Source organism: Nocardioides sp. P5_C9_2 (genome assembly GCF_054049555.1).
The window spans coordinates 14,154-27,631 of record NZ_JBFUMD010000003.1 but is presented as its reverse complement, the minus strand read 5'-3'; the positions used below and the strand labels follow the sequence as shown (position 1 = coordinate 27,631).

Annotated in this window: 12 protein-coding genes; 10 read left to right on the top strand and 2 right to left on the bottom strand. The window is 72.7% G+C overall.

Annotated elements, in window-relative coordinates; all coding sequences use genetic code 11:
- Window positions 1-362: 362 nt before the first annotated feature.
- From ACXJKL_RS00400 to ACXJKL_RS00370, 7 genes are all read left to right on the top strand, one after another.
- The gene (locus tag ACXJKL_RS00400; RefSeq protein WP_457205066.1) at window positions 363-1,337 is read left to right on the top strand and encodes a YhjD/YihY/BrkB family envelope integrity protein; all 975 of its coding nucleotides are present in this window, start codon (window positions 363-365) and stop codon (window positions 1,335-1,337) included.
- A 4-nt stretch (window positions 1,338-1,341) separates the two neighbouring features.
- Window positions 1,342-2,016: an ion channel gene (locus tag ACXJKL_RS00395; RefSeq protein ID WP_457205065.1), complete on the top strand. Its 675-nt coding sequence runs from the start codon at window positions 1,342-1,344 to the stop codon at window positions 2,014-2,016.
- Window positions 2,017-2,103: 87 nt separating this feature from the next.
- Window positions 2,104-3,318 carry a cation:proton antiporter gene (locus ACXJKL_RS00390; protein ID WP_457205064.1) on the top strand — a complete coding sequence of 405 codons (1,215 nt, stop codon included), beginning with the start codon at window positions 2,104-2,106 and terminating at the stop codon, window positions 3,316-3,318.
- Window positions 3,319-3,405: 87 nt separating this feature from the next.
- On the top strand, window positions 3,406-4,245 hold the full coding sequence (locus tag ACXJKL_RS00385; RefSeq protein WP_457205063.1) for a class II glutamine amidotransferase: 840 nt from the start codon (window positions 3,406-3,408) through the stop codon (window positions 4,243-4,245).
- A gap of 17 nt (window positions 4,246-4,262) precedes the next feature.
- Window positions 4,263-5,465: a carboxylate-amine ligase gene (locus tag ACXJKL_RS00380; protein WP_457205062.1), complete on the top strand. Its 1,203-nt coding sequence runs from the start codon at window positions 4,263-4,265 to the stop codon at window positions 5,463-5,465.
- A complete protein-coding gene (locus ACXJKL_RS00375) occupies window positions 5,462-6,178 on the top strand; it encodes a hypothetical protein (protein ID WP_457205061.1) in 717 nt (238 codons plus the stop codon). The genes ACXJKL_RS00380 and ACXJKL_RS00375 overlap by 4 nt, the downstream gene beginning before the upstream one ends.
- A 3-nt stretch (window positions 6,179-6,181) precedes the next feature.
- Window positions 6,182-7,006, top strand: a complete 825-nt coding sequence (locus ACXJKL_RS00370; protein ID WP_457205060.1) for a bestrophin-like domain — start codon at window positions 6,182-6,184, stop codon at window positions 7,004-7,006.
- 7 nt (window positions 7,007-7,013) lie between these two features.
- Here the strand turns inward: ACXJKL_RS00370 and ACXJKL_RS00365 are convergent, their stop codons facing one another.
- Entirely contained in the window at window positions 7,014-7,622 is a 609-nt protein-coding gene (locus tag ACXJKL_RS00365) for a TetR family transcriptional regulator (RefSeq protein ID WP_457205059.1), read from the bottom strand.
- Between the two features lie 124 nt (window positions 7,623-7,746).
- Between ACXJKL_RS00365 and ACXJKL_RS00360 the strand changes: the two genes are divergently transcribed.
- The 3 genes from ACXJKL_RS00360 (at window position 7,747) to lepB (ending at window position 11,511) form a co-directional block, all read left to right on the top strand.
- Entirely contained in the window at window positions 7,747-9,201 is a 1,455-nt protein-coding gene (locus ACXJKL_RS00360; RefSeq protein ID WP_457205058.1) for an MFS transporter, read from the top strand.
- 96 nt (window positions 9,202-9,297) lie between these two features.
- On the top strand, window positions 9,298-11,004 hold the full coding sequence (locus tag ACXJKL_RS00355; protein ID WP_457205057.1) for a multicopper oxidase family protein: 1,707 nt from the start codon (window positions 9,298-9,300) through the stop codon (window positions 11,002-11,004).
- 39 nt (window positions 11,005-11,043) lie between these two features.
- Window positions 11,044-11,511 carry a signal peptidase I gene (gene lepB / locus ACXJKL_RS00350; RefSeq protein ID WP_457205056.1) on the top strand — a complete coding sequence of 156 codons (468 nt, stop codon included), beginning with the start codon at window positions 11,044-11,046 and terminating at the stop codon, window positions 11,509-11,511.
- Here the strand turns inward: lepB and ACXJKL_RS00345 are convergent.
- On the bottom strand, window positions 11,501-13,387 hold the full coding sequence (locus ACXJKL_RS00345) for a cytochrome c oxidase assembly protein (RefSeq protein ID WP_457205055.1): 1,887 nt from the start codon (window positions 13,385-13,387) through the stop codon (window positions 11,501-11,503). The genes lepB and ACXJKL_RS00345 overlap by 11 nt on opposite strands.
- Window positions 13,388-13,478 lie beyond the last annotated feature (91 nt).

Sequence of the window (13,478 nt, the reverse complement as noted above, 5' to 3'; positions counted from 1 at the left end):
TCCCCACCGCGTCGTCGAGCAGCTCGACCAGGCGCGGGCGCAGCACGTCGCCCACCAGGAGACGGCCCGGGAACGGATGCTCCGGGCCGTGGAGGCGCGCCGCCGCCGGTTCGACGGTCCGGCTCGATGCGGCGGCGTCCATGGCACTCCTCTGTCCGCAGGCAGGGGGCGGTTGCCCCCGGAGGCCCTTCTTCGAGGTTCGAGGGCGAAGTGCGGTCGCGGGCAGGGTCCTTGGTCCCACCCCGACGGGTCGGACGTCACGCCCCCGTCCGGGGCCCGTCCTCCCTCGTCCGGCCGGGATGATGACCGATGTGTCGGTCGGACCGTCCACTGGTGCCGAGCATCGAGGACGGGCCGATCAGGTGAGCAGTGAACCCCAGGGATCCAGGCTGCACGTCGCGGAGCCTGCGTCGCCGCCGGACCCGACGCGACAGCTGATCGACGCCGCCTCCGGCCACCTCCCACCCCGGCTCGGAGGCTGGGTCGAGCACGCCGTCTCGCGCTGGCCGGGGCGGATCCTCACCGCCAGCACCACGAGCTTCGCGCGCATCGAGCTCTTCGATCGCTCCATGACGATCGCGGCCCAGTTCTTCACCTCCATCTTCCCGATCCTGCTCATGGCGGCGACCTGGATGGGCCCGGACAGCGCGTCGCTCGGGGAGGCCACCGGCATGCCGGCGCGTGCCCAGGACGTCCTCGACCAGGCCATCAACGGGTCGGAGAGCGCGAGCTTCGGCGTCGTCGGGGTGCTCTTCGTCCTGGTGTCGGCGACGAGCCTGTCCCGCGCACTGACCCGCGCGTTCGCCGCGATCTGGTTCCTTCCGCGACCGACCACCACCCTGGGCTCGGCATGGCGGTGGTTCGCAGCCCTGGTGGCTCTGGCCCTCGCGATCACCGTGACGTTGACGCTCACCCGCCGGCTCGCCGAGCAGCCACCGCGAGGCCTGTGGGCGATGGTGTTGTCGCTCGTCGTGAGTCTCGCGCTGGGGGTCTTCGTGCCGTGGGTCCTGTTGTCGCGCCGGGTCGGCGTCCGCCTGCTGCTGCCGGGCGCCGTGCTGGTCGCGGTGGTGATGGCGTTCGTGCGCCCGGCCTCCGCCGTCTGGATCCCCCGTGCGCTGGAGTCGAGCGCCGGGCGCTACGGGTCCATCGGGGTCGCCTTCACCTACCTGGCCTGCCTGTACGCCTTGGCCTTCATCTGGCTGGTCACCGCCGTCGTCGGCCAGGTGATCGCCACCGACGAGGGCACGTTCGGTCGGTGGGTCCGCGGGGAGACGGACGCAGGGGCGTCTACGGCCCCGGGGGCTGGGCGGTCGCCGGTCACGGAGAGGTCGGGGTAGTCGCATGGCTCGCCGCGTCCTCGTCCCACGGACGTACAGGGTCGTCCTGGCCCTGGTGGCCATCACCTTCGTCGTGAGCAGCTCCGCGGGTGCCCAGGGGCAGCCGGTGGGGGTGTTGCTGCAGGTCGCGACCGCCTGGTTCGCCCTGGTGACGGCCCGAGCGCAGCGCCCGACCCGTCTCCTCGTGGTGCCGCTCCTCGCAGCGACGGCGATCACTGCCCTGGTCGCCACCCTGGCCTCCTCGCCGACGGTCGTCCTCGCGGCCGGAACCCTGTTGTACGTCTTCGTCCCGGTGGCCATCCTGCGCCACCTCGCCCTGCGGCCCCAGGTCGACCGCGAGACCCTGTGGGGAGCCGTCGCCAGCTACGCCATGATCGGCATGGTCTACGGCTTCTGCTACCAGCTCACCGGCGTCGTGCAGGCTGGTCCCTTCTTCGGGTCCGAGGGCGACCCGACGACCGCTCAGGCACTGTTCTTCAGCTTCACGACGCTGACCACGACCGGCTACGGCAACCTCGTGCCCGCCAGCAACCCGGGCCAGAGCCTCGCGGTCAGCGAGATGTTCCTCGGACAGTTGTTCCTGGTCACCATCGTGGCCAAGGTGATGAGTGCACTCGGCCCCCGGCGGCGCCCCTCGGACGAGTCCTCCGTCCGGGAGGGGGAGGAGGGAGCCGGCTGATCGTGACCGCGGTCATCCACGTCGGATGATCCAGGTCCCGCACCCGCGCCGGAGACTCGGACGGGAGCCGACCGCATGGGAGACGTCATGGGTGAGACCTCCGTGCTGGTGGTCATGGCCACGATCTTCGCCTGGGGGCTGGTCTCGCGCCGCCTGGAACGCGCGGACCTCACGGCGCCCGTCGTGTTCGTCTCCGTCGGGGGGGTGCTGGCCGCATTCGGTGTTCTCGACTCGCCGTCCGCGCCCGAGACCCTCAAGCCGCTGGTGGAGCTCGCCCTGGTCTGGGTGCTCTTCGCCGACGCGGCCGGTGTCCGGGTCCACGAGCTGCGCGTCGATGCGGGGCAGTACCTGCGCCTCCTGGCGGTCGGGCTGCCGCTGACCATCCTGGCGGGGTGGGCCCTGGCGTACTGGCTCCTGCCCTCGCTCGGGGTGTGGCTCGCCCTGCTGGTCGCGGCCGCGCTGGCCCCCACCGACGCCGCGCTCGGGCTGGCGGTGGTGACCAACCCGCACATCCCGGCGAGGATCCGCCGGCTGCTCACGGTCGAGAGCGGCCTCAACGACGGGATCGTCACGCCGGTGGTCGTGTTCGCCCTGGCCGGGGCCGCGACGGCCGAGGGGGTGTCCGGTGCGCCCGGGCTCGGGTCCGCCCTGGTCGAGCTCGCGGTGGGCGCCGTCGTGGGCACGGCGGTCGGCCTCGCGGGCGGCGCCCTGGTCCGCCGCGCCCGCCATGGTGGCTGGGCGGCCGAGAGCTACGTCGGCATCGCCGTCCTGGCCCTGGCGGTGATGGCCTACACCGGCTCGGTGACGCTGCACGGCAACGGGTTCATCGCGGCGTTCTGCGGCGGCCTCGCGTTCGGCGTCACCGCCGGACCGCGGAGCGCCGCGGAGCTGGTCTTCCTCGAGCAGGCAGGCAGCCTCGTGGGGTTGCTGACCTGGCTCGGGTTCGGCGTCATCGCGCTGCCGATCATCGTCGACCGGGTCAACCTCGACACCGTCCTGTACGCCGTGCTGAGCCTGACGCTGGTGCGCATGCTCCCGGTGGCGCTGTGCACCATCGGTGCGGGCCTGGACCGGTCGACGGTCCTGTTCATGGGGTGGTTCGGACCTCGCGGGCTCGCCTCCCTGGTCTTCGCGCTGCTCGCCCTCGAGGACCTCGGCAAGGAGGCGGACGAGGTGATCGCCGTCATCGGCGTGACCGTCCTGATGAGCGTCCTCGCCCACGGTCTCAGTGCCGGGCCGCTCGCGACGTGGTTCGGCGAGCAGCAGGCGCGAGACGCCCCGTCCGCCTCCGGGTCCGGCTGAGCCGTCCGGGGTCATCCGTGCCGGGTGATGCCCCGCCCGGAGCGGGCGCCTCCAATGGGGGGACGCACCCTGACCAGGAGGAAGCCCATGTGCCGATGGCTCGCCTACACCGGATCGCCGATCCTGATCGAAGACCTCCTGTACCGACCGGAGCACTCCCTGATCGTCCAGAGCATGAGCTCGACGATGGGGGCCGAGGCGACCAACGGGGACGGGTTCGGGCTCGGTTGGTACGGCGACCGGCCGACGCCGGGCGTCTTCCGGAGCACCGAGCCGGCATGGAACGACCGCAACCTGCAGGAGCTGGCCGCTCACATCACCTCGGGCTGTGTCCTGGCGCACATCCGTGCGTCGACCGGCTCGCCGGTGCAGGAGACCAACTGCCACCCCTTCCGTCGCGGGAAGTGGCTCTTCATGCACAACGGCATGATCAGCGGCTTCCACCGCTACAAGCGCGAGCTGGCGATGGCGGTCGACCCGTCGCTGTTCGCCGACATCGAGGGATCGACGGACACGGAGGTGTTCTTCTACCTGGCCCTGACGTTCGGCCTGGAGTCGGACGCTGTCGGCGCGGTGAGTCGGGCCGTCGGCCTGATCGAGGACGTGGGGCGCCGCAACGGTGAGAACTTCCCGATGCAGATGACCGTCGCCACGACCGACGGCGAGTCCTTCTACGCGTTCCGCTACTCGAGCGAGGGTCGATCCCGGTCGCTGTTCCACAACGCGGACGTCCACACGCTGCGCCAGCAGTACCCCGACAACCCCCTGCTGCACGACCTCTCGGACGACGCCCGGCTGGTCGTGTCGGAGCCCCTCGGCAACCTGCAGGGCGCCTGGCTCGAGGTCCCCGAGTCGACGTGCATCGTCATCCGCGACGGTCACCAGGAGCAGGTCCCCTTCGCACCGACCATGCTGCAGCCCGTCTGACCTGGGGCGTATCCGCCGTGTGCCCCGCAGTCCACTGGACGCCACCGCAGACCGTCCCGCCGGTCCCCACGATCGGGGTGGAGGAGGAGTTCTTCCTCCTCCACCCCGACGGCAGCACGGCCTCGGTCGCGCCCCAGGTGCTCCGCGACCTGCCCGGCGGTCGGCGCTTCCAGGCCGAGTGGATGCAGTTCCAGGTCGAGGCGGCCACGGGGGTCTGCACCGACCTGGCGGCGCTCGCCGAGGAGATGTCCGACGGGCGGAGGGCCGTGGCGCGGGCCGCGGCCGGGTGGGGCGCGGACATGATCTCGAGCGGGACCGCGCCCTTCCGGGCCACCGGGCTGGGCCAGCTCACCGACGACGACCGCTTCCGCCTCCTCCGCGAGCGGTTCCCCGACATCGCCGACGAGGCGGTGGTGTGCGGAGCCCACGTGCACGTGGGCGTGCCGACGCGTGCCGACGGGGTCGAAGCCCTCAACCGGGTGCGCGGCTGGCTCCCGGTGCTGCTCGCCCTCAGCGGCAACTCGCCGATGTGGGAGGGCGGCGACTCGGGCTGGGAGAGCTACCGGCACCGGGTCTTCAGCAGCTGGCCGACGGCACGTCTGGCGCCGTGGTGCGTCGACGTGGCCGCGTACGACGCCGCGATCGAGCAGCGCGTCGCGGCGCTCGACGCGATCGATGCCAGCAGCGTCTACTGGTACGCGCGGCTGTCGCCACGCTTCCCCACCGTGGAGTTCCGCATCGCCGACACCGGCCTCACCGTCGCCGACACGCTGCTCCAGGCCGCCCTGTGCCGCGCCCTGGTCGCCACCGCGCTGGCGGAGGCACTGACCCGCCAACCGGCGGCCATGGTGCCGGAGCACGTCCTGGAGGAGTCACTGGTGAGCGCGGCCAGATATGGGTTGGGCACCCTGCTCATCGACCCCCGCGAGGGGGTCCTGGCGCCGGGACAGGCCGTGCTGTACCGGATGGTCGAGCACCTGCGCCCCGCCCTCCAAGCGTCCGGCGACTGGGCGACGGTCGCCCGGCTGGTGGCGCAACGGCGTACCCAGAAGTCCGGGGCCGCACGACAGCGGGCGCTCAGGAAGCGGCTCGACGAGGTGGGGTTCGTGGCCGCCCTGGCGGCGGCGAGCCTTCCCGACGGGCCGACCGGCGTCGCCCGCGCCGCAGCAGGCGCCGACCCCCTGGCCGGGGCCGGGATGACGGAGGAGGACGAGTCATGAGCGCACTGACGTCGGCGAGGGAGTCGCGGCTCCGCCGGGCCGTCGCACGCGGCGCCGGCATCGTGTGGGTGGGCACCGCCGGGCTCACCCTGGCGGTGGGGGTCATGGCGGCCATCGCGATGCTCGGCTGGGCCGCGACGTGCGGCCTCTTCCTGCTGGTGGCGGCGTCCGGGTGGCTCTGGTGCGGGTTGCGGTGGCTGCTCGAGGAGGACCCGGGCACCCTCCGTCTCCGCGCGGCGGGGCTCGTCCCGGCGATGGGCGTGGTGAGCGCGATCGGACTCCTCGGACTCCTCGGTCTGGCCGCCGTCCCGCTCGCGGCGGTCCTGGCCGTCGCGCACCCCGCGGTGCGGCGGTGGATCCGCGTCGCGGTGGGTCCCGAGAGATGGGCACGGATCACGCCGACGAGGGTCCGGAGCGATCCGGTCGCCACGACGCCCGGTGCGCGGGCGCTCCCGATGGTGGAGGAGCCCGAGCTCGTCGTGACCGACGAGCTCACCGACGGCGACCTGTGCGAGGCCTGGCGCAGCAGCTACGTGGCCCTGCAACGCGCCCGCACCGACGCCTCGCGGCTCAGGGCGGTCGAGATGCGCGCGCTGTACCTCGACGACCTCGAGCGACGCCTCGGCGACGACTTCGCGCGGTGGATGAGGTCGCTGCCCCGGGCGGCCGAGGATCCGCGGCGGTTCCTGCGCGACCAGGAGCCTCGGGGCTAGGGCATGGACCTGGTGCGGACCACGGTCCTGGTGGCCGTGCTGTGCGCCGGCAGTGTCGCGACGATGATGCTCGCCCGTCGGTGGGCACCCGCGGGCAGCCGGTTCCAGGACGGTGACCGGGCGTCGGGGGTCTTCGGGAGCTTGGCCACGGGCTTCTCGGTGCTGCTCGGCTTCATGATCTTCCTCGGCTTCTCCTCCTACGACACGTCCCTCTCCGGCGCCGAGGACGAGGCGACCCTGGTGGCCCAGCAGGTGGAGACGGCCCAGTTCCTCCCCGCGGACGTCGGTCCCGACCTGACGGGACAGCTGGTCTGCTACGCGCGATCGGTGGTCGCGACCGAGTGGGACGCGCTGTCGGCCGGGACGATGACGACCGCCACCAACCCGTGGGGGGTGGAGCTGTACCGCACCATCCAGACGGTCGAGCCGCGCTCGGACACCGCCCAGTCGGCGTACGACCGGTGGATGGACCAGACCGTGCAGCGCCAGCAGGCCAGGGGCGACAGGATCCACGGCGCCGAGGGGATCCTGCCGACGCCGCTGTGGGTGGTCCTCTACATCGCCGCCGCGGTGATCTTCGTGTTCATGCTGTTCTTCGCCGACCCGGCCGAGGGCGTGCTCCCCCAGGCCATGCTCATGGGCAGCGTCACCGTCGTGCTCGCCTTCTCGATGCTGCTCCTCAACTTCTTCGACAGTCCCTTCGACGAGGGGGCCGGCCAGCTCCGGCCGACGGCGATGGAGCGCTCGCTCGAGCTGATCGACGCGGAGATGGCGCTCGTCGGGATCGACGTGACGCCACCGTGTGACGACCGCGGACGCGCACGCTGACCTGCGCTCAGCGCGGCTGCTCGTCGAAGGGGCACACGGCCCCCATCGCCTCGTCGAGGAGGGGGCCGAGGCGCCGGCCCGGGTGCTCGGCCCACATCTCCTGCGCCGCCTCGAGGCAGGACAGCGCGGAGCCCACGATGGCGTGGGCGCGTGGATCGGGTCCCGAGCCGGCGCGACCGCCGGGCAGCCGCTGGGCGATCATCGGGACGAGGAGCTGCTCCCAGCGCCGCCGCCGCTCGAGCAGCACCGCGCGGAGTGCCGGCTCGTCGCGCAGCATGAGCTGGAGGGGTCGGGCGCGGGAGTCGTGCGTCTCCTGGACGACCACGGTCTCGGTGAACGCCTCGCGCATGGCCCGCCACGGCGAGTCCTCGGCGGGCCGCCGCGCGAGGGCGGCCGCGATCCGGTCCCCGGCCTCCACGAGACGCTCGAGCACCAGCTCGTCCTTGCCGTCGAAGTAGCGGAAGAACGTGCGCCGCGACATGCCGGCCGCGTCGGCGATCTGGTCGACGGTCGTGGCCTCGAACCCCTGCACGGCGAAGAGCTCCCACGCCTGACGCATGACCTCGTCCCGGACCGCTCCGCGGGCACGGTCCCGCAGGGTCGGTGGCGCTGGCATGGGGCGACCGTAGCAGGGCTGGCATGCAACGTCGTAATTGACACTTAGTGCCACTCGTGACGTAGTATGCCGTTACAGGCGGTCGCGTCCCGCGTGCCACCCCGTCACCTCTCAGGAGAAGCCCATGCCCGACCGACGACCGGAGACGTTGACGAGGGCGGCCGCCCCGGACGACCGTGCGGCGTCGCCCGTCGTCGAGGACTCGCGAGCGACCCTCAACCTGCTCGTGGTGGGGCTGGGTGCCCTCGTGGTGGCGCTGTCCCAGTCGCTGCTCATCCCGGTGCTCTCCATCCTGCCTGCCGAGATCGGCACCTCCGCCACCAACGTGAGCTGGCTGCTCACCTCGACCCTGCTGGTCGCCGCGGTCTCCGTGCCGATCATGGGACGCCTCGGAGACATGTTCGGCAAGCGGCTGGTGCTCCTCGTCGCCATCGGCGCCCTGGTGGTCGGCTCGCTGATGACCGCGCTCRGCGACAACCTCGCCGTGCTCATCGCCGGCCGCGCCGTGCAGGGCCTGGCGGCCGCCACGATCCCGCTGGGGATCAGCCTGCTCGCGACGATCATGCCCAGGGAGCGGGTCGGCTCCAGCATCGCGCTGATCAGCGCGATGCTGGGTGTCGGAGGCGCCCTCGGCCTCCCGCTCGCCGGCTTCGTCGCGCAGCACTCGAGCTATCACGCGCTCTTCTGGATCACGGCCGTCGCCAGCGCCATCTCGTTCGTGGGCATCCTGGCCGTCGTCCCCGAGGCGCCCGGTCGCAGCGGTGGGCGGGTGGACGTGCTCGGCTCGGTGCTCCTGGCGGCCACCCTCGTCACCCTCCTGCTGCCGCTGACCCAGAGCGCGACGTGGGGCTGGGACGACCCGCGGGTTGCGGTCCTGCTGGCCGTGTCGGCGGTCCTGCTGGTCGTGTTCGGCTGGACCCAGACCCGGGTACGGGACCCGCTGGTCGACCTGGCCGCGCTGCGCACCGGGCCGATCATCATCACCAACATCGCCTCCGTCCTCTTCGGCTTCGCGCTGTTCGCCTCCTTCATCGGGACGGCGTCGTACGTCGAGGCGCCCGAGGCCACCGGTTACGGGTTCGGGTCGAGCCTGCTCGTGGGTGGCCTCGTGATGCTGCCCAGCGGCCTGGCCATGCTCGTCTTCTCGCCGGTCGCGGCGCGGCTCATCGTCTCGCGGGGTGCCCCGCAGACCCTCGCCCTCGGCGCCGGAGTGGTGGCCCTGGGTTGGGGATCGCGCATCGTGTTCACCGACTCGCTGTGGCACGTCGTCGTCGGCGCCACCGTCGTGGGCATCGGCACGGGCATCGGGTACGCCGCGATCCCGTCACTGATCAACTCCTACACACCTGCCTCCGAGATCGGTGCCGCCAACGGCCTGAACACCCTGTTCCGCAGTCTCGGCAGCTCCCTGGCGAGCGCGGCGGGGGGCGCCGTCCTGGCCGCCGACACGGTCATCCTCGGCGACTTCGCGGCCCCGTCCCTCACGGCGTACCGCGAGCTCTTCGCGATCTGTGGGGTGGCCTCGATCCTCGCCGCCGTCCTGATCCTCTTCATCCCGCGCCAGCCCCGGGAGGTCTGAGGGCAGCAGTGCAAGAAATCCCCAAGGTGGTCCCGAGAGGCTGTGTCTGTCCGCACCTTCGTCGTCGACGCGGGGGGAGCCACGAAGGAGCCAGCCATGACGAACCTGGGACGTCGGGACCTGTTGAAGCTGGGGGGCCTGAGTGCGGGCGTGGCCGTGGCCGGTCTCACGCTGCCGCTGGGCGAGTCGGCCAGCACGTCGGACTGGATCAGCACCTCGGCCAAGCCGGCACGGTTCGCACGCCGGCTGCCCGTGCCCGTGCCACTGGTCGGGACGCCGATGCAGGACCAGTACGGCGACTACCTGATGTACGAGATCAGCGAGAGGGCCGCGTCCGTCCAGCTCCTGGACGCGGGCGCCCCGCTCACGCCGATCTTCGGGTACGCCGGGGTCGGCGCCGCGCCGACGGTGCCGGGCCCGCTCATCAAGGTCGACCAGAACACCCGGGTGCGTCTGCGCGTCCACAACGACCTGCCGTCGATCCACCCGAGCTGGGGCTACGAGGTGGCGACCTCCGTGCACCTGCACGGGTCGGCCTCGCTGCCGCAGTACGACGGGTTCGCCGACGACGTCACCAGGCCGGGCCACTACAAGGACTACTGGTACCCGAACCACCAGAGTCCCCGGACGCTCTGGTACCACGACCACGGCGTGCACCAGACCGCCCAGAACGTCTACAGCGGACTCGTCGCGCAGTACCACCTCCAGAACGCCTGGGAGAAGGAGAACCTGCCGCAGGGCCGGTACGACGTCCCCCTCACCGTCTCCGACGCGATGTTCGCCAAGGACGGCAAGCTCGCCTACATGGACCGTGACCGCTCCGGGCTGTGGGGCGACGTGATCACGGTCAACGCGGTGCCCTGGCCCTACCACGAGGTCGAGCGGCGCTTCTACCGCTTCCGGGTGCTCCTCGCGACGCTGTCGCGGTCGATGACCCTGAGCTTCGTCAACACCCGGACCGGGGCGACCCTGCCCACCTGGGTCGTGGGCACCGACGGGGGCCTGACCGTCCCGCAGCCGATCACCAGCTGGCGCCACGCCGGTGCCGAGCGCTACGAGGTCATGGTCGACTTCGCGGGCTGCCTGATCGGCGACAAGGTGGAGCTGCGCAACGCCAGCGCGAAGAACAACCGGAACTTCCTGTACACCGGCAAGGTGATGCAGCTGCGGGTGACGGCGGAGTCCTCCGAGCCCCGGTGGAACCAGGTCCGTGTGCCGCCTCCGACCGAGCTGCACCCCGTGATGTCCGCGACCCGGAGCGCCGCACGGCGTACCCGCGACATCGAGCTCGACCACGACGACGTCACCAACGAGTTCCTGATCAACGACATGACCTGGTACGACGTCCAGGCCCAGGGCTGGAACATCTTCGCCGACGAGGCGGGCGACCCGCCGCGTCCGGGGGACTACGAGATCTGGCGCATCGAGAACAAGTCGGGCGGCTGGTACCACCCCCTGCACATCCACCTGGTCGACTTCCAGATCATCTCCCGCAGGGGGGGTGCCGGGCGGGTCCAGCCCTGGGAGAAGGGGCCCAAGGACGTGGTGTACGTCGGCGAGGGCGAGATCGTCGAGGTGCTGGTGCACTACGCGATGGCACCCGCGGCGTACCCCGACGGCCGCTCCACCGGTCAGGCGGGCCTCACGGCCGACCAGGGCGGCCGCTACATGATCCACTGCCACAACCTCGCCCACGAGGACCACGACATGATGAACCAGTTCCTCGTCGCCCCCGCCGTGGGTGCGGTCGACCTCTCGCCGACGCACGTGAACCACCCGGTGTACGCGGCTCCGCCGCAGTGACGCGCGGTGTCCGGTCGGGCGCGGCTCCGCACGTGGGGGGTGGCCCTCGCGCTCCTGCTCGGGACGATCGTGGTGGTGCGCGCCACCCTGGTCGTCCCGGTGCGGGTGGACTCCGCGAGCATGGACCCCACCTACGCCGAGGGTGACGTGGTGCTGGTGTCCCGGCACCCCCCCGAGCTGGACGACCTGACCCGCGGCGACCTGGTCGTCTTCCGCTCACCCGAGGACGGTGCCCGCACGATCAAGCGCGTGGTGGGACTGGGCGGGGAGGTGGTCGTGGTGCTGGACGGGGTGCTCTACGTCGACGACGAGCCGGTCACGGAGCCGTACGTCGACCCCGACACGGTCGCCGGCTACTACAGCGCGACCTTCTCGGTGCCGGAGGGCAGCGTGTTCGTGCTGGGCGACAACCGCGGCAACTCGGTGGACTCGCGGGACTACGGACCGGTGGCCGCGTCGGACCTGCTCGGCCGCTCCCTGATGCGCCTGTGGCCGCTCACCGGGTGAGCGACTGTCCCGCGCGGCGACGCGCGGGCAGCGCGACGGCGAGCACGAGCACCGCGCAGGCGGCGCCGGCCACGACCGCGCCGGCGAGCCGCTGGTCGTCCACGGGGTCGACCCAGCCCCACCGGAGCTCGAGGAACCAGTCCGCCGCCAGGAGGCGGTCGCCGTACCGCAGCTGCGCCGCGAGCCACGCCAGGCACCCGGCCACCGCGACCAGGCACCACTGCAGCTCGTCCGCGCCGTCCGGGGAGTGCCCGTCATCGGCGTCCAGGGCCGGCCGCAGGAGCAGGAGCCCGGCGACGATCGCCAGGAGCAGGACGAGGAGGTGGAGCCAGTACGAGCGCTGGGAGGCCTCGATGAGGGGCGTGCGATAGACGACCAGGAGGAGTCCCGAGCCGGCGACGGCGCCGGTGATCGGGCTCGCGGCGAGCCTCGGCGCCCGACCGCCGGCCCGTGACCACAGGGTCGTCGGAGCGCCGAGCAGGAGCAGGGTCGGGACCACGAGCAGCGCCACGAGCAGCTGGGAGACCTGCACGCTGAGCACCGCCGGGGCGTAGGTGGCCACGCCGGAGCACAGGTCCACCAGCGCGACGGCGATCCCGCAGGAGAACGCGACCGTCCGGAGCGCGGGCCACTGCCCACCCTGGCGTCGTACGGCGCGGACCCCCCGGGCGTAGCCGGCCACCGCGGCGGCGAGCACGACCAGCACGATCGCGTCGAGCCGCCACGCGGTGGCGAGCTCGGACAGGGACCAGCGCTCCACGACGGCCGGCAGGGACGAGTGGCCGGTGCCGTGGGCCGACGGGGCGGCCTCGGGCACCGGTGGCGGTGCCGTGCGCGACAGCGCGGAGGCGAGCCCCATGGCCACGCCCATCAGCACCAGCTCGACACCGGCCAGCCGCAGGAAGGGCGCGGGACCGGGCCGCCCGGCCAGGGCCGGGATCGTCCTGCGTCGGTGGAGGTGCCCGACGAGCCCGAGGACCGCGAGGACCGCGACCTTCGCGCCCACGAGGGCCCCGTACGGGCTGGTCCACGCGGTGAGCGACGTGTCCAGGCGTACGGAGGCCGCGAGGACTCCCGAGCCGGCGACGGCCACGTACGCCGCCAGCGCGAGGGGGCTGAACCGCACCACCGCCGCGGCCAGGGCGGTCGGACTGGTGCGGAGGAGCAGGACCAGGCCCGCCAGCCCGCCCGTCCACAGCGACACGGCCACGACGTGGACCACCAGCGCCGACTGCGCGACGTCGTGCCCCGCCGCCGAGGACGCATGGCCACTGAGGACGCCGGGCAGGAGACCGGCCAGCGCGCAGGCCAGCAGCACACGGCCGGCGCGCGCCGTGCGGGCGGCACCGGCCGACACCCCGACGACCGCCGCCAGGGTGGCGACCAGGCACAGGGCGGCGCCGGGGCCGGACCTGGCCGTCACCGCGACCGTCTCGGCGTCGAGCCCGGTGACGGGCACACCCGCGATGTCCGACGACGTCAGCACCAGCTCGAGGCCGCTGACGATCGCCCAGCAGGCGGCCCAGCGACCGGCGCAGACGAGGGCCCGCCGGGCGGTCACCCCCAGTCCGCCGTCGGGTTGCGCGGGGAGCAGGACGGCCCCCACGAGAAGGAGGCCGACGGTGCACACGGCCGCCAGCCGGGCCCCGACGGTCACCACGCGCAGCCCCCACCAGGTGAGCCTGCCGGCGTCGGGAAGCCCGACGGGGACGGCCGTGGGGAGTCCGCCGGTCAGCGCCAGCGCGACGAGGCAGGAGGCCGCGGCCGCGAGCCCGGCGAGCGCCAGGACGCCCGCTCCGTGACGCCACCCCCGTCGGGCGACCTCGCTCCGGCCGGCGGTCTCCGACGCTCCGTCCTCCCGTGCCCGTGCGGTCATGCACGCGAGCCTGCTCGCCGCACCTTGCATAAACCTTCGGGTCTCCACCCGCCGCCGGGCACGTGCGCGAGCCCGCAAGAAAAGCACAAGG